Source organism: Pseudomonas sp. SJZ074, from assembly GCF_007828215.1.
Taxonomy (GTDB): domain Bacteria; phylum Pseudomonadota; class Gammaproteobacteria; order Pseudomonadales; family Pseudomonadaceae; genus Aquipseudomonas.
The window spans coordinates 227857-247334 of sequence record NZ_VIUE01000005.1 but is presented as its reverse complement, the minus strand read 5'-3'; the positions used below and the strand labels follow the sequence as shown (position 1 = coordinate 247334).

Genomic DNA, 19478 nt, shown 5'->3' with positions numbered 1-19478 from the left:
GGTTCAGATTGAATCAACCACCGGGCTCAACACCGAACCTTGTTGCAAGGGGTGTGACGCCCCGTAGCACCGCCGGGCTGCGTAAGGGCTGCGATCTTCCCACTGACACTTTAATCTCAAGCGAAAGATCAAAAGATCGTCCGAACGCGGCCCGAGCCTTCGCCAGCTCCTACAACAAGGCCCGAGGTCTCGCTGCAACGTTCACGCCGACGCCTGCCGCACCTGATTCTCCAGCTCGACCTTCAATCCCGGCTCCAGCTTGAGTTGCCGCGCCAGTTCATCGAGGTAGGACTTTTCCATGAAGTTTTCCTCGTCCACCAGCATCACGCTGGCGATGTACATTTCCGCGGCCATTTCCGGGGTGCCAGCGGCGCGGGCGACATCGGTGGGGTCCAAGGGCTTGTTGAGCTCGGCATGCAGCCAGTGCCGCAGCTCCTGGTCGTTGTCGAGCCTGGTGAATTCGCCTTCGATCAATTGCCGCTCACGCTCATCCACATGACCGTCGGCCTTGGCCGCCGCGACCAACGCCTTGAGGATGGCCTGGCTGTGCTGCTCGACCTGCGCCGCAGGGACGCGGTCCAGGGTCTGGGGCTCCGTTTGCGGCGCGCGGCCCTGCTGGGCCTGCCAGTTGCCATAGGCCTTGTAGGCGATTACACCCAGCGCGGCGAGACCGCCGTAGAGCGCGACCTTGCCGCCGGTCTTGCGGATTCTCTTGTTGCCCAGCAGCAAGCCCATGGCGCCCGCCGCCAATGCTCCGCCGCCGGCACCGGAGAGCAGGCCGCCAAGCCCGCCCGCCCCGGCCTTGCCGCCCAGCAGGTCGCCAAGCCCACCGGCCGGCTTGTTCTGCGCGCCGCCCGCCTTGTTCTGCAAAAGGTCCTGGCCGGACTTGAGCAGCTGATCGAGCAATCCACGGGTATTCATTTTCGTTGCCTCCCTATGTTCGGGTAACCGGATGAGCAAGGCCATCAGCCTAAATCGAAAGTGCCCGGCGTCGTGGGGCGAGATTGCTTCGAGATGTTGCTCATCTCTTCGAGCGCTTCCACTCTCCTTCAGGAAAAACGATATAGACTGCAGAACATCGATAAAAACAGCCCACCGGGTATTCGCCCATGATGACCCTGCGTCAGATCCGTCATTTCATCGCTGTAGCCGAGACCGGCTCGATTTCCGCCGCCGCGCAAGCCGCGTTCATTTCCCAATCCACCCTGACCCTGGCCATCCAGCAACTGGAGCAGGAGATCGGTGTCAGTCTGTTCAACCGCCATGCCAAGGGCATGACCCTGACCCATCAAGGCCATCAGTTCCTGCGCCAGGCCCACCTGATCCTCGCCACTGTCGATAACGCCAAGCGCAGCCTGCAGCAAAGTACCGACCAGGTGGCCGGCCATCTGACCGTCGGGGTCACCAGCCTGGTCGCCGGCTACTACCTGGCGGACCTGTTGACCCGCTTCCAGCGCGCCTACCCGAATGTGGTGATCCGCGTGATGGAAGACGAGCGACCTTATATCGAGCATCTGCTGGTCAGCGGTGAAATCGATGTCGGCGTGCTCATCCTTTCCAACCTCGAAGATCGCCATGCCTTGCAGACCGAAGTACTGACCCATTCCCCGCACCGCTTATGGCTGCCGGCCCAGCATCCACTGCTGGAACACGACAGTATCAGTCTGGCGGATGTCGCTTGCGAACCGTTGATCCAACTGAACGTCGATGAGATGGAGCGCAACGCCCAGCGCCTGTGGCGCGGTGCCGGCCTGCAACCGAAGATCACGCTACGCACCGCCTCTACCGAGGCGGTGCGTAGCCTGGTGGCGGCGGGACTGGGGATGTCGATCCAACCGGACATGACGTACCGCCCCTGGTCCCTGGAGGGCGACATCATCGAAGCGCGCCCGATCGCCGACCTCAACCAGACCCTCGACGTCGGGCTGGCCTGGCGCCGCGGCACGTCACGACCGGCGCTGGTCGATCCATTCCTGACCGTCGCCCGGGAACAACCCCACGGCGGGCGCAAGCCATCTATTTAATCGAATGCAGACTTGAGTATTTAGAATTTGTCGGCCCACCGGCTCCGCACTAGTCTTGCTGCATCCTCCGGGCCATTCAAAAAGAGAAAATCAAACATGGCTGGCACGCAAACTCCACTGTGCACCGCGTTGCTGATCGATGGGGAGCTCGTTTCCGGCGAGGGTTTTGTCGAGCCGATCCTCAACCCGGCCACCGGCGAGGTCCTGGTCTCTATCGCCGAGGCCAGCATCGAACAGGTCGAGGCAGCGATCCTGGCCGCCCACCACGCCTTCGACGGATGGTCGCGCACCACCCCGCAACAACGCTCGAACCTGCTTCTGGAGATCGCTGGCGCCATCGAAAAGCATGCCGATCACCTGGCCCGCCTCGAATCGCTGAACTGCGGCAAGCCACTGCACCTGGCGCGACAGGACGACCTCAGCGCCACAGTGGATGTGTTCCGTTTCTTCGCCGGCGCCGTACGCTGCCAGACCGGCCAGCTCTGCGGTGAGTACCTGCCCGGCTACACCAGCATGGTCCGCCGCGACCCCATCGGCGTGGTCGCGTCCATCGCCCCATGGAATTACCCGATCATGATGGCCGCCTGGAAAATCGCCCCAGCCCTGGCCGCCGGCAATACCCTGGTGTTCAAGCCCTCGGAACATACGCCGCTGTCCATCCTCGCCCTGGCGCCACTGCTGGCCGAGATCCTGCCCCGGGGTGTCATCAACGTCATCTGCGGAGGCGGCGAAGGGGTCGGCAGCCATCTGGTCAGCCATCCCAAGGTGCGCATGGTCTCGCTGACCGGCGATATCGTCACCGGCCAGAAAATCCTTCAGGCCGCGGCGAAAACCCTCAAGCGCACGCACCTGGAGCTGGGTGGCAAGGCCCCCGTGATCGTCTGCGACGATGCCGACATCCACGCGGTGGTCGATGGTGTGCGCACCTACGGGTATTACAACGCCGGGCAGGACTGCACCGCGGCCTGCCGGATCTACGCCCAGGGCGCCATTCACGACCGGCTGGTGACCGAACTCGGCGCGGCGGTCAGCAGCCTGCGCTTTGCCGGAAAACGCGACGCCGACAACGAAATCGGCCCGTTGATCAGCATTCGCCAACGCGACCGCGTCGCCAGTTTCGTCGAACGCGCCCTCGGCCAGCCGCACATCGAGCGCATCACCGGCGCGGCGGTGCATTCCGGTGCCGGCTTCTATTACCAACCGACTTTGCTGGCCGGCTGCAAGCAAAGCGATGAAATCGTCCAGAGAGAAGTGTTCGGCCCGGTGGTCACCGTGACCCGCTTCGACGAACTCAGCCAGGCGATGGATTGGGCCAACGATTCCGAATACGGCCTGGCGTCCTCGGTATGGACCCAGAACCTGGACAAGGCGATGCAGGTGGCGGCGCGCCTGCAATACGGCTGCACCTGGATCAACAGTCACTTCATGCTGGTCAGCGAAATGCCCCACGGCGGCCTCAAGCGCTCGGGTTATGGCAAAGACCTCTCCAGCGACTCGCTCCAGGACTACAGCGTGGTGCGTCACATCATGGCCCGCCACGGCCAGCATTTATAAACAGCACTACGCTGATAACAGGCCATCCATGGCGCTTCACCCGTTGAAAACACTGCCCCGACCATAATTAAAGCAAGAGGGATTCCCATGTACGCGCACAACACCGTATTGCTCAGTGCAATCACCCTGGCGCTGCTGACCAGCGTCAGCGTCCAGGCCGCCGAACCGCTAAAGACCGTCGGCGCGGGCGAAGGCCAGCTGGATATTGTCGCCTGGCCGGGTTACATCGAGCGGGGCGAAAGCGACAAGGCCTACGATTGGGTGACCGGTTTCGAGAAGGAAACCGGTTGCAAGGTCAACGTGAAAACCGCCGCGACCTCCGACGAGATGGTCAGCCTGATGAGCAAAGGTGGCTACGACCTGGTCACTGCCTCGGGCGATGCTTCGTTGCGACTGATCGCCGGCAAGCGGGTGCAGCCGATCAATACCGCGTTGATCCCCAACTGGAAGAACCTCGATCCGCGCCTCAAGGACGCGCCGTGGTACGTGGTCAACCAGCAGACCTACGGCACGCCGTATCAGTGGGGGCCGAACGTGCTGATGTACAACACCGACGTGTTCAAGCAGGCGCCCACCAGTTGGAGCGTGTTGTTCAGTGCCCAGAGCCTGCCCGATGGCAAGCCGAACAAGGGGCGCGTGCAGGCCTACGACGGGCCGATCTACATCGCCGATGCGGCGTTGTACCTCAAGACGGCCAGGCCCGAGCTGGGCATCAAGGATCCGTATCAACTCGACGAAACCCAGTACAAAGCCGTGCTGGAGCTGCTGCGGGCCCAGCAACCGTTGATACACCGCTACTGGCATGACACCACCGTGCAGATGAGTGATTTCAAGAACGAAGGCGTGGTGGCGTCCGGCGCCTGGCCGTACCAGGTCAACGGCCTGATCAACGAAAAACAACCGATCGCCTCGACCATTCCGAAGGAGGGCGCCACCGGCTGGGCCGACACCACCATGCTCCACGCCGAGGCCAAGCACCCCAACTGTGCCTACAAATGGATGGACTGGTCGCTGCAACCGAAGGTCCAGGGTGACGTGGCTGCCTGGTTCGGCTCCTTGCCGGCAGTGCCTGCGGCGTGCCAGGGCAGCGAGCTGCTGGGGGCCGAAGGGTGCAAGACCAACGGCTTCGACCAGTTCGACAAGATCGCCTTCTGGAAAACCCCACAGGCCGAGGGCGGCAAGTTCGTGCCGTACAGCCGCTGGACCCAGGATTACATCGCGATCATGGGCGGGCGGTAGGGTTATTCCGTCGCCACGAAAAGTGGCGACGAACACTGCCTTTGTGGCGAGGGGATTTATCCCCTCGCCACAGGTTCGGTGCCCGTCATCATTAATGATTCAACAGCAGTTGCGCTTATGGAGCACCGCACCATGACACTCGCAGTCCAGTTCACCCAGGTTTCCCGTCAATTCGGCGAGGTGAAGGCCGTTGACCGGGTCTCCATCGACATCGAGGACGGCGAATTCTTTTCCATGCTGGGCCCCTCCGGGTCGGGCAAGACCACCTGCCTGCGGCTGATTGCCGGTTTCGAACAGCCGAGCGCCGGCTCCATCCGCATCCATGGCGAAGAGGCCGCCGGATTGCCGCCCTATCAACGGGACGTCAATACGGTGTTCCAGGATTACGCGCTCTTTCCCCACATGAACGTGCGCGACAATGTGGCCTACGGCCTGAAAGTCAAAGGCGTCGCCAAGGTGGAGCGAATCCAGCGCGCCGACGAAGCTCTGGAGATGGTGGCCCTGGGCGGCTATGGCGAGCGCAAACCGGTGCAACTCTCCGGTGGCCAACGTCAGCGCGTAGCCCTGGCGCGTGCACTGGTCAATCGCCCGCGGGTGTTGCTGTTGGACGAACCCTTGGGGGCCCTCGACCTGAAGCTGCGCGAACAGATGCAGGGCGAATTGAAGAAACTGCAACGCCAGTTGGGTATCACATTCGTTTTCGTCACCCATGACCAGACCGAGGCCCTGTCAATGTCCGACCGGGTGGCGGTGTTCAACAAGGGCCGCATCGAGCAGGTGGATACGCCGCGCAACCTGTACATGAAACCGGCGACCACCTTCGTCGCGGAGTTTGTCGGTACCTCGAACGTGATTCGCGGCGAGCTGGCGCGACAGCTGAGCGGTTATCCACAGCCGTTTTCGATCCGCCCGGAACATGTGCGTTTCGCCGAGGGCCCGTTGGGCGGCCATGAAATCGAAGTCCAGGGACTGCTTCACGACATTCAATACCAGGGCAGCGCCACCCGCTTCGAGTTGAAACTGGAAAACGGCCAGACCCTGAATCTCAGCCAGGCCAACACTCAGTGGACCGACAGCAGCGCCCTGCACCAGACCGGCCAGCAGCTCACGGTCCGCTGGGCCCGCGAGGCGATGATCGCTCTGCACGATACCGTCGGCGGCGAGGCCTGAGATGAACACACTAGCCCTGCCCCGGACACCCGCGCCAGGCTCGCTGCGACGGTTTTCCAACCTGCTCTACCGGCGACCCAACCTGTATCTGTCGATGCTGCTGGTGCCGCCGCTGATCTGGTTCGGCGCGATCTATCTGGGGTCACTGCTGACCTTGCTGTGGCAAGGTTTCTATACCTTCGACGATTTCACCATGGCAGTCACACCCGACCTGACCCTGGCGAATTTCGCGGCGTTGTTCCAACCGTCGAACTTCGACATCATCCTGCGCACCGTGAGCATGGCCATCGCGGTGTCCATCGCCAGCGCCGTCGTCGCGTTCCCCATCGCCTATTACATGGCGCGCTACACCAGCGGCAAGACCAAGGCGTTTTTCTACATCACGGTGATGTTGCCCATGTGGGCCAGCTACATCGTCAAGGCCTATGCCTGGACATTATTGCTGGCCAAGGGCGGCGTGGCGCAGTGGTTCATTCAGCACCTTGGCCTGGAGCCGGTGTTGCAGTTCGTGTTGAGCATCCCCGGCGTCGGCGGCAGCACGTTGTCCACGTCGCACCTGGGACGTTTCCTGGTTTTTGTCTATATCTGGCTGCCGTTCATGATCCTGCCGATCCAGGCGTCCCTGGAGCGCCTGCCGCCCTCGCTGCTGCAAGCCTCGGCGGACTTGGGCGCCAGGCCCCGCCAGACGTTCATGCAAGTGGTCCTGCCGCTGTCGGTCCCGGGCATCGCCGCCGGTTCGATTTTCACCTTTTCGCTGACCCTGGGGGATTTCATCGTGCCCCAACTGGTGGGCCCACCGGGCTATTTCGTCGGCAGCATGGTCTACGCCCAGCAAGGCGCCATCGGCAACATGCCCATGGCCGCAGCCTTCACGCTGGTGCCCATCGTGCTGATCGCCATTTACCTGTCTATCGTCAAGCGCCTGGGGGCTTTCGATGCACTCTGATTCTTCATCCCGGGCTTCATGGGGTTTGCGCATCGCAGCTTGGGGCGGGCTGGTGTTCCTGCACTTCCCGATCCTGATCATCTTCCTCTACGCCTTCAACACCGAGGACGCCGCGTTCAGCTTCCCGCCCAAGGGCCTGACCCTGAAATGGTTCAGCGTGGCTTTCGCCCGTGCGGATGTACTGGAGGCGATCAAGTTGTCGTTGCAGGTGGCGAGCATCGCCACTCTGATCGCCATGGTGCTCGGCACGTTGGCCTCGGCCGCGCTGTACCGCCGCGACTTCTTCGGCAAGCAGGGGATTTCGCTGATGCTGATCCTGCCCATTGCCCTGCCGGGGATCATCACCGGCATCGCGTTGCTGGCCACATTCAAGACCCTGGGGATCGAACCGGGCATATTCACCATCGTCGTCGGCCACGCGACCTTCTGTGTAGTGATCGTCTACAACAACGTCATCGCCCGGCTGCGCCGCACCTCCCACAACCTGATCGAGGCCTCGATGGACCTGGGGGCGGATGGCTGGCAGACCTTCCGCTACATCATCCTGCCCAATCTCGGCTCGGCCCTGCTGGCCGGCGGCATGCTGGCGTTCGCACTGTCGTTCGACGAAATCATCGTCACCACCTTCACCGCCGGCCACGAACGCACCCTGCCGCTCTGGCTGCTCAACCAGCTCAGCCGCCCCCGCGACGTGCCGGTGACCAACGTCGTCGCCATGCTGGTGATGCTGGTGACCATGCTGCCGATACTCGGCGCCTATTACCTGACCCGTGGGGGTGAGAGCGTGGCGGGTAGCGGGGGGAAATAACTCGCCAATGGATAACCAGATCGCCTGTGGGAGCGGGCTTGCTCGCGAAGCCGGTGTTTCAGTCATGGATAGGTTGGATGACACACCGCATTCGCGAGCAAGCCCGCTCCCACCAAGACCACAAACAAGACTCAAGAGGACATGGACATGCAAACCAAACTGCTGATCAACGGTCGCCTGGTGAACGGCGAAGGTCCCGGACAGGCCGTGTTCAACCCGGCGCTGGGTCGGGTGCTGGTGGAAATCAACGAAGCCAGCGAAGCCCAGGTCGATGCCGCCGTGCGCGCCGCCGATGACGCCTTCGACAGCTGGTCGCAGGTCCCGCCCAAGGACCGCTCCCTATTGCTGCTCAAACTGGCCGACGCCATTGAAGCCCATGGCGAAGAACTGGCGAAGCTGGAATCGGACAACTGCGGCAAACCCCTGGGCGCCGCCCTGAACGACGAGATCCCGGCCATCGCCGACGTGTTCCGTTTCTTTGCCGGCGCCAGTCGCTGCATGAACGGCTCGGCGGGAGGCGAATACCTGCCGGGGCATACCTCGATGATCCGTCGCGACCCGGTGGGCGTGATTGCTTCCATCGCGCCCTGGAACTATCCGCTGATGATGGTTGCCTGGAAAATCGCCCCGGCCCTGGCCGCCGGTAATACCGTGGTACTCAAGCCATCGGAACAGACGCCCCTGACGGCATTGCGCCTGGCGGAGCTGGCCTCGGAGATTTTCCCGGCGGGTGTACTCAACGTGGTGTTCGGTCGTGGGCAGACCGTCGGCCAGCCGTTGATCACTCATCCGAAAGTGCGCATGGTCTCGCTGACCGGCTCCATTGCCACTGGCTCGCACATCATTTCCAGCACCGCCGACAGCGTCAAGCGCACCCACATGGAACTGGGCGGCAAGGCCCCGGTCATCATCTTCGACGACGCCGACATCGACGCCGCCGTGGAAGGCATCCGCACCTTCGGTTTCTACAATGCCGGCCAGGATTGCACCGCTGCCTGTCGCATCTATGCCCAGCAAGGCGTCTATGACCAGTTCGTCGAAAAACTCGGCGCCGCGGTGGGCAGCATCAAGTACGGTCTGCAAACCGCACCGGACACTGAGATGGGCCCGCTGATCACCGCCCAGCATCGCGACCGCGTGGCCGGGCTCGTCGAGCGCGCCATCGCCCAGCCGCATATCCGTTTGATCACCGGTGGCAAGGCCGTGGACGGCAACGGATTCTTCTTCGAACCGACGGTACTGGCCGATGCCCAGCAGGACGACGAGATCGTGCGCCGGGAGGTCTTCGGCCCGGTGGTGTCCGTCACGCCGTTCCTCGATGAAGCACAGGTGCTGGATTGGGCCAATGATTCGGACTACGGCCTGGCCTCATCGGTATGGACCCGCGACGTCGGCCGGGCCCATCGCCTCTCGGCACGCTTGCAATACGGCTGCACCTGGGTGAATACCCACTTCATGCTCGTCAGCGAAATGCCCCATGGTGGTCAGAAACATTCCGGGTATGGCAAGGACATGTCCATGTACGGGCTGGAGGACTACACAGTGGTACGGCATGTGATGTTCAAGCATTGAGCGCAATAAGTATCTGGAAACACATGCTCACAGCCTGCCCGCCTTGGTCTTGCTAAGGTTTCCGTCAACCGGTGCACCCTCGCTGGTTGACGGAAATCCTGGCAGGCCCTAGGGTTGTCTACAACGTATACACCCAAGGGTATCTCTCATGGCCTCGCCTGTTTTGTCGTTTCGTGTGGAAGAAGGTCTGGCCCAGCAGCTGGACTTGTTAGCCGCCGCCACCGAGCGCGACCGTCAGTATCACCTCAAGCGTGCACTGGTCCGATATGTGGAAGCCGAGTCCTGGCATCTGCAAGCCATCAGCGAAGGCATGGCAGATGCCGACGCTGGAAATCTGACCGATCTGGATGCCGTGAAGGCTAAGTGGGCAAAGCGTGCTGCGCATCGTACTGACAGATAAAGCACAAAGTGACCTCGATTCGATTCATGAACACTATCAGGGTGCCATCGGCACGCAAGACGCCACCGATGTCATCACCTTCATTCTGGAGGCGCTGCAACAGCTGCAGCGTTTCCCCGGCTGCGGCCGTCCTTCAGTCGTTCCGGATGTTCGAGAACTGGTGCTGACACGCTACCCATTCGTTGCACCTTACCGGGTCGTGCAAGATCAATTGCAGATCCTGCGCATATTGCACCAGCGCACAGAACGTCCCCGGGACTGGTCGATGGAATAAGCATTGACGCCGCCCGGACCGGCTCCAGTACGACAACCGGCTCAAAACCGCGAAACACTCCTCATCGCATCCACCAGGTAACGCATGGCGATCCGGTCGTTTTCCGACAGCTCGCGGTAGCGTTCCACCAGTCGCAGTTCCTCCAGGCTAAGGCGCCGCGTCCGGCGCGCGCTATGCAGGCATGGAAGAAGCCCCAGCATTTCGGCAATGCCCTGTAGTTTCGTCATGAACGGTGTCCTTGTGTACGTCGAATTGATTCCCGGAGCCTGCCGGGCCCGCGGACGGAACCCCTTGCCAAGCTAAGAATAGGGGCGATTCACACAGCGAGGAGGCAGTTTTAGAGTAATTAGTCAAAAAAATGCAGAGGCCTCCAAGAAAAAAGAAATATCTGTAAGGAAATTTAACCGAGCCACGCTTTCCTTTTCTCAGTCGTCGACGTATCCCCTATGATTTTGCGCCTCGGTGAACCGATCCGGTTCTCAGGCATCTGTTTTAACGTTCGTTTGGCCAAAGGCATGTCCGAACTCCTTTATCAGTTGTATCAGTCCCTGTTGCCAGGAACGGCTGGGGATTGTTTCGAGAAAGGTTGTATTTATGCATCGCAGGAACCTGCTCAAGGCCTCCATGGCTTTTGCCGCCTATACCGGACTCACGGCTTCAGGCCTCATGGCCGCACGAGCCTGGGCCGCCGATCAGACGGCAGACGGCGAAGCCCGTCCCTTCGACTTCAAGACCTTGAAAGACCAGGCCAAGCGGCTGGCCGGACAACGGTACGTCGATACCAAGCAAGTCTTGCCAGAAACACTGGCTATGATGTCGCCACTGCAGTTCAACGCTATCCGGTATGACGCCAACCATTCGCTGTGGAATGAGCTGGATGGCCAACTTGACGTACAGTTTTTTCACGTCGGCATGGGGTTCAAGCAGCCGGTGCGCATGCACAGTGTCGATCCGAAGAGCCGCCTGGCCCGTGAAGTACACTTCCGCCCGGAGTTGTTCAACTACGAGAAAACCACGGTCAACACCGCGCAACTGAAGGGTGACCTGGGGTTCTCCGGGTTCCGCGCCTTCAAGGCGCCGGAACTGGATCGCCACGACATCGTTTCGTTTCTGGGTGCCAGTTATTTCCGCGCCGTGGACGCCACTGGTCAGTACGGGCTCTCGGCCCGCGGACTGGCAATCGATACGTATGCCAAGCACCCCGAAGAATTTCCGGATTTCACTCAGTTCTGGTTCGAAACCCCGGACAAGAACAGCACCCGTTTCGTGGTCTATGCCCTGCTCGACTCCCCCAGCGCCACCGGCGCTTATCGTTTTGACATCGATTGCCAGCCCACACGGGTCGTGATGGAAGTCGACGCCCATATCAATGCGCGTACCGCCATCGAGCAATTGGGCATTGCGCCGATGACCAGCATGTTCAGTTGCGGCACCGTCGAGCGACGCATGTGCGACACCATTCACCCGCAGATCCACGACTCCGACCGACTGGCCATGTGGCGCGGCAACGGCGAATGGGTCTGCCGTCCGCTGAACAACCCCGCCACCCTGCAATTCAACGCCTTTGCCGACAAGAATCCGAAAGGCTTCGGCCTGGTGCAGACCGACCATAGCTTCGAGAGCTACCAGGACACGGTCGATTGGTACAGCAAGCGCCCAAGCCTGTGGGTCGAGCCGACAACGGCCTGGGGTGAAGGCTCTGTGGATCTGCTGGAAATTCCTACAACCGGCGAAACCCTGGATAACATCGTCGCGTTCTGGTCGCCGAAGAAACCGGTCGCGGCCGGCGATTCGCTGAACTACGGCTACAAACTCTACTGGAGCGCCCTGCCACCGGTAAGCACCGAGCTGGCCCAGGTCCACGCGAGCCGTTCCGGCATGGGGGGGTTCATCGAAGGTTGGGCACCGGGCGAGCATTACCCGACCGTCTGGGCCCGACGCTTTGCAGTGGACTTCAGTGGCGGCGGTCTCGACCAGCTACCTCCTGGAACCGGTATCGAACCAGTGGTGACCTGCTCCCATGGCGAGGTGAAAGACTTCAACGTGCTGGTAATGGATGCGATCAAGGGCTATCGCATCACCTTCGACTGGTACCCGACCGATGACCGCGTGGACCCGGTGCAGATGCGCCTGTTCATTCGCAGCAAGGACCGGACCCTGAGCGAGACCTGGCTGTACCAGTACTTCCCGCCCGCACCGGATAAGCGCAAGTATCCCGGACAGTGATCGGGTGCCTGGGCTTGCTCGCGAAGACGGCAGTACAGGCACCAATGATCGCAGAGATGAAAAAGCCCCGGCCAATGACGACCGGGGCTTTTTGCTTTACTGGGCACTCAGTCCCGCAGATCCGACTCATGGATCGGCTGGTCCCGATGGGTCGCCCGCTGATACTGCGCCGGCCAGACGGCCTTGCGCCCACCCAGGTCATCATCGGCATGCAACGCCCAGTAGGGGTCGCGCAACAACTCGCGGGCCAGGAAAATGATGTCGGCCTGGCAGGTGCGCAGGATGTGCTCGGCCTGGGCCGGTTCGGTAATCATGCCAACGGTGCCGGTGGCGATTTCCGACTCTTTGCGCACCCGTTCAGCAAAACGCGTCTGGTAACCCGGACCGGTCGGGATTTCCGCATTCGCCGCGGTACCGCCCGATGACACATCGATCAGATCCACCCCCAACGCCCTGAATCGCCGCGCCAACTCGACAGTCTCGTCGGGATTCCAGCCGTCCTCGACCCAGTCGGTGGCAGAGACGCGCACGAACACCGGCAACTCCTGGGGCCATACGGCCCTGACCGCTTCGGTGACCTGCAGCACCAGCCGGATACGGTTCTCGAACGACCCACCATATTGATCGCGCCGCTGATTGCTCAGCGGAGACAGAAATTGATGCAGCAGGTAACCATGGGCCGCGTGGACCTCGACCACCTTGAACCCGGCCGTCAAGGCGCGTCTGGCCGCCTCCACGAACGCCTGGATGACGGCGTTGATCTGTCCTTCGTCCAGTTGAGACGGCTGCGTGTGCTGCGGGTCGAAGGCAATCGGCGAGGGACCGACCGGCACCCAGCCGCCATCCGCAGGCTTCACGCTGCCATGCTTGCCCAACCAGGGCCGCCAGGTACTGGCCTTGCGCCCGGCGTGGGCCAGTTGAATGCCCGGCACTGCGCCCTGGGCGGTGATAAAACGCGTGATGCGTTGCAGGGGCTCGATCTGTTCATCGTTCCACAGCCCCAGGTCCTGGGCGGTGATGCGGCCATCGGCGGTGACGGCGGTGGCTTCGGTGAACACCAGGCCGGCGCCGCCCACGGCACGGCTACCGAGGTGCACCAGATGCCAGTCGTTGGCCAGGCCATCGACACTTGAATACTGGCACATCGGTGATACCGCGATGCGATTGGGCAGGGTCAATTGGCGTACGGTATAGGGTTCAAGCAGCAGACTCATGGGGCACCTCTTCGAATCAGTGGGCAGGCTCCAGGTTCTGTTTGAAAAGTCGACGAGTGACAAAAGGTGCAGCACCCGCCCCCGCGGGCAAAGAAAATGGACAAGACGTCACAAGGGCTATCAACCAGTGTTTAGAGCCTAGTCGACAACGTGGGATAAGGCAGGGTTCCGCGTTTAAAACAAGCTCCTGTGGCGAGGGAAGATCATCGCCCCGGAAATCCATGTGCCTACCGCGGCTCGATATGGGCAATCATCAACTGCACCGTTTCCTGACCACGAAACTCGTTGAGGTCGAGTTTGTAGGCCAGTTCAACCCAGCGTACGGTCGGGTTCGGCCAGACGTCGCGGTCGATGCCAAAGGCGATGCCGTCGAGCTTCACCGAACCGCATTCGCTCTTGAGGACCACCTTCAGGTGCCGCTCGCCCACCACTCGCTGCTCCACCAGCTGGAACACACCGTGGAACATCGGCTCTGGAAAATGCTGGCCCCAGGGTCCGGCATGACGCAGCGCCCGGGCCAGTTCCAGATGAAACTCTTCCACCGCCAGGGTGCCATCCGACAACAGCCGCCCGGTCAGGTCTTCCTCACGCAACTGCCTGCGCACTTCCGCATCGAAAGCCTCGGCGAACAACGGGAAATTCGCCTCTGGCAATGACAGTCCTGCCGCCATGGCATGCCCGCCGTACTTGGTGATCAGGGTCGGATGTTGCGCCGCCACGACGCTCAGGGCGTCGCGAATATGAAATCCCTGCACCGAGCGGCCAGAGCCCTTGAGCATGCCGTCTCCGGCATCGGCGAAAGCAATGGTCGGACGGAAGTAACGCTCTTTCATGCGGGAGGCAAGGATCCCGATGACGCCCTGGTGCCACTGCGGATCGAACAGGCACAGGCCGAACGGCATCGATTCCACCGGCAGCTCCTTGAGCTGGGCCAGCGCCTCACGCTGCATGCCCTGCTCGATGGATTTGCGATCCTGATTCATGCCATCCAGTTGCGCGGCCATCTCCCTGGCCAGCGCCTCGTCGTCGGTGAGCAGGCATTCGATGCCCAGGCTCATGTCGTCCAGGCGCCCCGCCGCATTCAGGCGCGGCCCCAGGATGAAGCCGAGATCGGTGGAGGTAATGCGCGAGTGATCACGCTTGGCCACTTCCAGAATGGCTTTGATGCCGGGGCGCGCGCGCCCGGCGCGAATGCGCTCCAGCCCCTGATGCACGAGGATCCGGTTGTTGGCGTCCAGGGGCACCACGTCGGCCACACTGCCCAGGGCCACCAGGTCCAGCAGTTCACCGATGTTCGGCTGCGGTTTGCTGGCGTACCAACCCAGGCTGCGCAGCCGCGCGCGCAGCGCCATCAACACGTAGAAAATCACCCCGACCCCGGCCAGCGCCTTGCTCGGGAATTCGCAGCCCGGCTGGTTCGGATTGACGATGGCATCGGCCGCCGGCAACTCGATGCCCGGCAAGTGGTGGTCGGTTACCAGTACCTTGAGCCCGGCCGCTTTCGCCGCCGCCACGCCTTCCACACTGGAAATGCCGTTGTCCACCGTGATCAACAATTGCGGCTCGCGGGTCAGGGCGACTTCGACGATTTCCGGGGTCAGCCCATAGCCGTATTCGAAGCGATTGGGCACCAGATAGTCGACATGGGCCGCGCCCAGCAGGCGCAGCCCCAGCAGGCCCACGGTACTGGCCGTCGCGCCGTCGGCATCGAAGTCGCCGACGATCAGGATCCGTTGGCGCTGCTCCAGGGCCACCACCAGCAGATCCACCGCCGCATCGATGCCCTTGAGTTGCTGGTAGGGAATCAGGCGCGCCAGACTCTTGTCCAGTTCGGCCTCGGACTGCACGCCGCGTGCCGCGTAAAGGCGGGTCAGCAGGGGCGGCAGGTCACCGAGGAACGGCAGGGTGTCGGGGAGCTGGCGGGGTTCTATGCGCATGGGGGGACAGACATTTCTCTATTAATTATGGAAGTTCTGGCGAAGAAGCTTATGTGGGAGCGGGCTTGCTCGCGAATGCGGTACGGCATGCAGCCGCGCATCGACTGATACACCGCATTCGCGAGCAAGCCCGCTTTCACAGTGGCCCGATCAACCGCGCTCGCCCAGCAACCACTGCAACTGGACTTCATGCTGGCCACGGTCGTCGGTCACGAATATTGTCCCTTCGCTGATCATGACATCCCACTTGATCACGCGGGGCATGTCCTGGGCCAGGGTTTCCAGCACGTCCTGGGGCACAGCCGCGATGTTGACGTTCTTCAGGCCCTTTACCGCCGGGATCACCTTGCCCTCCCAGACCCGCAAGCTGCCATAAGCCAGCAGGCTGGTGCGTTCGGTACGGCGCGAGCACCAGGTCAGGCGATCGACGTCGGGCTGACCGACTTCGATCCAGTGCAGCACGCGGTCATCCAGGCTTTTTTCCCACAGTGCTGGTTCATCGACATCTGACAGACCGCGACCAAACGACAGCAGCTCGTTGTACCAGAGCGCGTAGGCCAGCAACCGCACAGTCATGCGTTCCTCGGTTTCCGAAGGATGGCGGGCGATGGTCTGCTTCACATTCTCGTAGACGTTGCGGTCGAGGTCGGTGAGGTTCAGTTCAAACTTGTAGGTCGTGGACGGCTGGGCCATGAACGGGCTTCTTGATACGTGGAAAGGCGGCAAGTCTAACCGATGAAACGGCAAATCCACGAATTGCCGACCATCAACCCGCGGCGACGGATGCTGGCCTATGATAAAACGCTCCATTCGTTCCGTTTTGTCCTACAGGATCTTTCATGTCGCTCACAGCCAAACCCCTTGCCGGGGTCAAAGTCATCGAACTCGGCACCCTGATCGCCGGGCCTTTTGCCTCGCGGATCTGTGCGGAATTCGGTGCCGAAGTGGTCAAGGTCGAATCGCCTGACGGCGGTGACCCACTGCGCAAGTGGCGCAAATTGTATGAAGGCACCTCCCTGTGGTGGTTCGTCCAGGCGCGCAACAAGAAATCCTTGACCCTGAACCTGAAACACCCCAACGGCCTGGCGATTCTGAAACAGCTGATTGGCGAAGCCGACATCCTGATCGAGAACTTTCGCCCCGGCGTACTGGAAAAGCTCGGCCTGGGCTGGGAGGTGCTGCACGCACTGAATCCTAAGCTGGTGATGGTGCGCCTCTCCGGGTTCGGCCAGACCGGGCCGATGAAAGATCAGCCTGGGTTTGGCGCAGTGGGCGAATCCATGGGCGGCCTGCGCTACATCACTGGGTTCGAAGACCGTCCGCCGGTGCGCACCGGGATTTCCATCGGTGATTCTATCGCCGCCCTTTGGGGCGTGATTGGCGCACTGATGGCCTTGCGTCACCGCGAAGTCAACGGCGGCAGCGGACAAGTGGTGGACGTGGCGTTGTACGAGGCGATATTCGCCATGATGGAAAGCATGGTGCCGGAGTTCGACGTGTTCGGTTTTATCCGCGAGCGCACCGGCAACATCATGCCCGGCATCACCCCGTCATCGATTCACACCAGCGCCGATGGCAAGCATGTGCAGATCGGTGCCAATGGTGACGCGATCTTCAAGCGGTTCATGCAGCTCATCGGTCGTGACGACCTGGCCAATGATCCGCAACTGGCCGGCAACGACGGCCGTGACAGTCGCCGCGACGAGCTGTACGGCGTCATAGACCGCTGGGTCAATTCACTGCCGCTCGATACCGTCATCGAACAATTGAACCGTGCAGAAGTGCCGGCCAGCCGGATCTTCAGCGCCGAAGACATGTTCAACGACCCACAATTCCTGGCCCGTGAAATGTTCCTGCAAGCCAAGCTGCCAGACGGCAAGGCGTTCAAGATGCCGGGTATCGTACCGAAACTGTCCGACACGCCGGGCAGCGCCGAATGGGTCGGGCCCACGCTGGGGGAACATAATGCCCAGGTGCTTGGCGAACTTGGCTATGACGCGCAGCAAGTCGCTCGCCTGCGCGCGGAGGGGGCAATCTGAAGCTGTCGAACGTGGAACCGTCCGTTGAGGCATTTCCACGCCAGGCGGCAAACGATAGGCAAAAAGAAACCCCGAGAAGTGGGGAGACGACTCGGGGTTAAACGTGACCATTCGAGGTCCGTGCAACAAGCGACAAGCACCGGAGCACAATGCTCGATCTTGCTGGTAAAAGGTCTGACTCCTCAGGTGGTAGGAAGGTTCCCACAACCTGCCATTCAATTCGCTGCGGTCATGACCTTGTCGCGATCCAGATTACGCAGTGCCGCGATCACACAGGGCTCCAGGCGCCCCTCGGCGATCAATACATCCCGATGCAGACCATCGACCACATCCGTCAGTTGACGCTTGTCGGTCAACTGCGCCTGATTGAACACCCTCTCAACCATAATGGCTCCAGAAGCATTTTTCAGCGTCACAAGGCATTCGCCACCGGCGCCGGAGGGGGTCAGCGTGACCTGATACGGGCTCAAAGCCTCACCCAGCAATAGGCTGATACTTTCCATTCGATCACCCTTCAATAGTCCGAAAACAACTGCGTGTACACAGTAAATGACCGTGGGCCGCAGTAGAAAGTTCGTCAGCGCACCGAACCGGCGCTGTTCAACCGAGCATGCGCGTTCAATATGACAGGGAAAGAACAGCTTTCGCGGGTCGCCATTTTTCATCGCCTGCTTGCATCAGGCCAGGATCCTCTGCGAACGCCGCCATCGCCGCCCAGCATCGCTCCAGCCGCCCAGAAGACCGCGCAACTGTCCATCGGCGCCGTAGAATGGCACCGACCAATGGTGGATATCCCGTAATCCACTATTGAACATCAACTGGCGGTCGCTGAAGCGGGACTGTCCGGTTCGCAGTTGCTCCATCATTTCTCCATGCAACAATTCAGCCGTGGCCGCCGGAAACGCGGGGCAATCGGTCAGGCGTGTTCCTCGCAGCTTTTCGAAGCGAGTCGCGAACTGTTCCTCGTAGCTCTTGTTGCACATGAGCAAGCGCCCTTCCAGATCACGGATGAAAATCGGATCGGGGATGGCATCCATCAAGGCCCTCTGGAGCATCACCTGGTCGCTGAGGACGGCTTCGGCCTTGTGGCGTTGATCGATCTGTATCTGCAGGCGGCGATTCCACAGCAGCGACAGAAGGCCGGAGACGCCGAACACGACGACGCACCAGTAGCCCCATTGGGACACCCGCAACCAAAGCGACGGCGCCTTGCTGGGGATGACACCCGCCATCCACTTGGAACGCAGGGCACGCATTTCCTCGGCCGGAAATGCTTCCAGTGCCTTGTTCAGGATACTCAGCAGCGGCAGCAGATCCTGACGTACGGCCAGATAGTCCGGCTCCCATTTGCCATCGAGGTTTTTCCCTACCTTCAACTGTCCCGCCGGGTAGAGATGCACCCCGGTCTCGTTTTCGATGGTGGCATGGGCTTCCCCACTTTCGACCAGGGCCCTCGCCTCTGCGTAGGTCTTGACCGTGCGCAGCGCGACGGAAGGGTGATCACGGCGGATTTCCGTCTCCAAGGCATGCCGTGCTGGCAGCGCCAGGACCTTTCCCTCCAGCTGTTCCAGCGAACGGAGCGCCGGCTCTCCGTCGCGACCGACGAATACCCAGCCGGAACCGCCAAATGCGTGACTGAAGTTGAGAAAATCCCGGCGTTCGTCGTTCATCGCCAGGGTGGTCGTCATATCGGCCTCGCCCCGTTCCAGCATCGCCAGTAACTGGTCGGGGGAGAACGACTCCCGGTGCACGAACTCGAGGCCCGTCATGCGCGCAATACGCAGGAGGATGTCGTTGTTCAGGCCGTTCCATTGCCCACGTTCATTCTTGAACAGGTACACCGGAAACTGCATCGAGGCCACGACGACCCTGGGGTGTTCCTGGATCCACTGCAATTCCTGCGCATCCAGCACCAGCCGCTCGCCGGACTGAAACGGCGGCGCTTCAAAGGCTGCCAATTGTGCCGCCACGCTCCATTGCATCCAGCACATCAAGGCCAGCCCTGTCATCCAGCTCAGCGCTGGTTTGCATTTGATAAAAAACAACATCTGCATTTCCTTCGAGATGACTCGCCC

At 61.4% G+C, this 19478-nt stretch carries 18 protein-coding genes; 11 read left to right on the top strand and 7 right to left on the bottom strand.

The window, feature by feature from the left end; translation table 11 throughout:
• Positions 1 to 201: 201 nt before the first annotated feature.
• Entirely contained in the window at positions 202 to 921 is a 720-nt protein-coding gene (locus FBX99_RS09140) for a tellurite resistance TerB family protein (RefSeq protein ID WP_144923290.1), read from the bottom strand.
• Positions 922 to 1109: 188 nt separating this feature from the next.
• On the opposite strand from FBX99_RS09140, the gene FBX99_RS09135 reads away from it, so the two are divergent.
• From FBX99_RS09135 to FBX99_RS09095, 9 genes are all read left to right on the top strand, one after another.
• Positions 1110 to 2024 (top strand): LysR family transcriptional regulator, encoded by a 915-nt coding sequence (locus FBX99_RS09135; RefSeq protein ID WP_144923287.1) that lies wholly within the window; start codon positions 1110 to 1112, stop codon positions 2022 to 2024.
• Between the two features lie 96 nt (positions 2025 to 2120).
• On the top strand, positions 2121 to 3578 hold the full coding sequence (locus FBX99_RS09130; RefSeq protein ID WP_144923284.1) for a gamma-aminobutyraldehyde dehydrogenase: 1458 nt from the start codon (positions 2121 to 2123) through the stop codon (positions 3576 to 3578).
• Positions 3579 to 3665: 87 nt separating this feature from the next.
• Positions 3666 to 4817 carry a putative ABC transporter substrate-binding protein YdcS gene (gene ydcS, locus FBX99_RS09125; protein WP_144923281.1) on the top strand — a complete coding sequence of 384 codons (1152 nt, stop codon included), beginning with the start codon at positions 3666 to 3668 and terminating at the stop codon, positions 4815 to 4817.
• Positions 4818 to 4949: 132 nt separating this feature from the next.
• Entirely contained in the window at positions 4950 to 5987 is a 1038-nt protein-coding gene (locus FBX99_RS09120; RefSeq protein ID WP_144923278.1) for an ABC transporter ATP-binding protein, read from the top strand.
• 1 nt (position 5988) lies between these two features.
• The gene (locus FBX99_RS09115; protein WP_144923275.1) at positions 5989 to 6933 is read left to right on the top strand and encodes an ABC transporter permease; all 945 of its coding nucleotides are present in this window, start codon (positions 5989 to 5991) and stop codon (positions 6931 to 6933) included.
• On the top strand, positions 6923 to 7741 hold the full coding sequence (locus tag FBX99_RS09110; protein WP_145131283.1) for an ABC transporter permease: 819 nt from the start codon (positions 6923 to 6925) through the stop codon (positions 7739 to 7741). Before FBX99_RS09115 ends, FBX99_RS09110 begins: the two co-directional genes overlap by 11 nt.
• A gap of 147 nt (positions 7742 to 7888) precedes the next feature.
• Complete coding sequence (locus tag FBX99_RS09105; protein WP_144923269.1) at positions 7889 to 9313, top strand: gamma-aminobutyraldehyde dehydrogenase; 1425 nt, start codon at positions 7889 to 7891, stop codon at positions 9311 to 9313.
• Between the two features lie 148 nt (positions 9314 to 9461).
• Positions 9462 to 9713 (top strand): CopG family ribbon-helix-helix protein, encoded by a 252-nt coding sequence (locus tag FBX99_RS09100; protein WP_144923266.1) that lies wholly within the window; start codon positions 9462 to 9464, stop codon positions 9711 to 9713.
• Entirely contained in the window at positions 9688 to 9987 is a 300-nt protein-coding gene (locus tag FBX99_RS09095; protein WP_144923263.1) for a type II toxin-antitoxin system RelE/ParE family toxin, read from the top strand. The genes FBX99_RS09100 and FBX99_RS09095 overlap by 26 nt, the downstream gene beginning before the upstream one ends.
• Positions 9988 to 10028: 41 nt before the next feature.
• Here FBX99_RS09095 and FBX99_RS09090 read toward each other — a convergent pair whose 3' ends face one another.
• Positions 10029 to 10214, bottom strand: a complete 186-nt coding sequence (locus FBX99_RS09090) for a hypothetical protein (RefSeq protein ID WP_144923260.1) — start codon at positions 10212 to 10214, stop codon at positions 10029 to 10031.
• A 367-nt stretch (positions 10215 to 10581) separates the two neighbouring features.
• On the opposite strand from FBX99_RS09090, the gene FBX99_RS09085 reads away from it, so the two are divergent.
• A complete protein-coding gene (locus FBX99_RS09085; RefSeq protein ID WP_145131281.1) occupies positions 10582 to 12213 on the top strand; it encodes a glucan biosynthesis protein D in 1632 nt (543 codons plus the stop codon).
• A gap of 107 nt (positions 12214 to 12320) precedes the next feature.
• Here the strand turns inward: FBX99_RS09085 and FBX99_RS09080 are convergent, their stop codons facing one another.
• From FBX99_RS09080 to FBX99_RS09070, 3 genes are all read right to left on the bottom strand, one after another.
• On the bottom strand, positions 12321 to 13427 hold the full coding sequence (locus tag FBX99_RS09080; protein WP_047702118.1) for an NADH:flavin oxidoreductase/NADH oxidase: 1107 nt from the start codon (positions 13425 to 13427) through the stop codon (positions 12321 to 12323).
• 227 nt (positions 13428 to 13654) lie between these two features.
• On the bottom strand, positions 13655 to 15364 hold the full coding sequence (gene recJ / locus FBX99_RS09075) for a single-stranded-DNA-specific exonuclease RecJ (protein ID WP_144923251.1): 1710 nt from the start codon (positions 15362 to 15364) through the stop codon (positions 13655 to 13657).
• Positions 15365 to 15514: 150 nt separating this feature from the next.
• On the bottom strand, positions 15515 to 16057 hold the full coding sequence (locus tag FBX99_RS09070) for a YaeQ family protein (RefSeq protein ID WP_144923247.1): 543 nt from the start codon (positions 16055 to 16057) through the stop codon (positions 15515 to 15517).
• A 146-nt stretch (positions 16058 to 16203) separates the two neighbouring features.
• Here FBX99_RS09070 and FBX99_RS09065 point away from each other — a divergent pair, with 146 nt between their 5' ends.
• The gene (locus FBX99_RS09065) at positions 16204 to 17403 is read left to right on the top strand and encodes a CaiB/BaiF CoA-transferase family protein (protein WP_144923244.1); all 1200 of its coding nucleotides are present in this window, start codon (positions 16204 to 16206) and stop codon (positions 17401 to 17403) included.
• 215 nt (positions 17404 to 17618) lie between these two features.
• Here the strand turns inward: FBX99_RS09065 and FBX99_RS09060 are convergent, their stop codons facing one another.
• Both FBX99_RS09060 and FBX99_RS09055 read right to left on the bottom strand, forming a co-directional pair.
• A complete protein-coding gene (locus FBX99_RS09060) occupies positions 17619 to 17906 on the bottom strand; it encodes a DUF3509 domain-containing protein (protein WP_047702122.1) in 288 nt (95 codons plus the stop codon).
• Between the two features lie 174 nt (positions 17907 to 18080).
• Complete coding sequence (locus FBX99_RS09055; RefSeq protein WP_144923241.1) at positions 18081 to 19451, bottom strand: transporter substrate-binding domain-containing protein; 1371 nt, start codon at positions 19449 to 19451, stop codon at positions 18081 to 18083.
• Between the last annotated feature and the right edge of the window lie 27 nt (positions 19452 to 19478).